At 39.5% G+C, this 889-nt stretch carries 2 protein-coding genes; both read left to right on the top strand.

Translation table 11 applies throughout. The features are described from left to right. Nucleotides 1-53 precede the first annotated feature (53 nt). Nucleotides 54-395, top strand: a complete 342-nt coding sequence (locus tag HMPREF2983_RS00100; protein ID WP_007411832.1) for a hypothetical protein — start codon at nt 54-56, stop codon at nt 393-395. Between the two features lie 47 nt (nt 396-442). Then, on the top strand, nt 443-784 hold the full coding sequence (locus tag HMPREF2983_RS00095; RefSeq protein WP_070665503.1) for a hypothetical protein: 342 nt from the start codon (nt 443-445) through the stop codon (nt 782-784). Nucleotides 785-889: the final 105 nt, after the last annotated feature.

Raw genomic sequence — 889 nt, 5'->3', positions numbered from 1 at the left:
TTGAGAATCGGGATGCCCAGAATAAAATTTTAAACTCATAAAACAATTAGAAAATGGAAACAACAACAATTCAAATCGTAACATCTGTGTGGAACATTGAGGAAACGACAGGTTATAAACCCCTTACTACTTTTTGGGGTGATTTCTCAATTGCAGAGAAGTTTGGCGTAAAAGCGGTAAACGATACATTCAAACGAGCATTCGAGGAGTGGAAAGACAATTATAAGTTTCTGACCGAGCTTGTTATGGTGCTCAATCATAAGATTTGGCAATGGTACGAGAAAAACGATGAGTTGGCACGTGTTTACAATGCCCTTTGGGAGGAAGCGGACAATTATGGTTGCGAAAACCTGAAAGGCGAGGAATTAGACTACTTTTATGAAACACTTGATTAATAACCAATGCAAGGTGGAAAACCCACCTTATTAAAACAGACAAAACAATGAAACATTTTGATTATGCCCCTCTTTATGAAGAGATTTACAAACGGCAGAAGCAGGAACTAATCGACGCTTTGCAGAAACTTCCCAACCACGAATTTCATTTTGGGATGGATTATGTGGATGATGGACAAAAGGAAAATGCAGAGTATCCTTACATTATTGGATACTTAGGAGAAGAACCCACAGACCTAAAAGTAATGGCTGTACATGAAGAAGATGGTTTCCTGTCAATATTGGTAAAAGACAAAGAAGATGGCTTTGAGGGAACCATCACCGATTTGAAGCTGGATATAGTCTTAGGACATTTGGAGAACATACTTGATGAGTTGCCAGATATGTAGCTAATTTGATATGAGTGAGGTGTCAGGTATCGCCCGGCATCTCACTTCTTGAATTTTCATGCCGAAAAAAATCGGTGGGGCTTACCGCCCCACACCCTGATTATG

Source organism: Prevotella sp. HMSC077E09, assembly GCF_001814685.1.
Lineage (GTDB): Bacteria > Bacteroidota > Bacteroidia > Bacteroidales > Bacteroidaceae > Prevotella > Prevotella oris.
The sequence above is the reverse complement of the archived record's forward strand: the minus strand, read 5'-3'. Positions and strand labels throughout refer to the sequence as shown.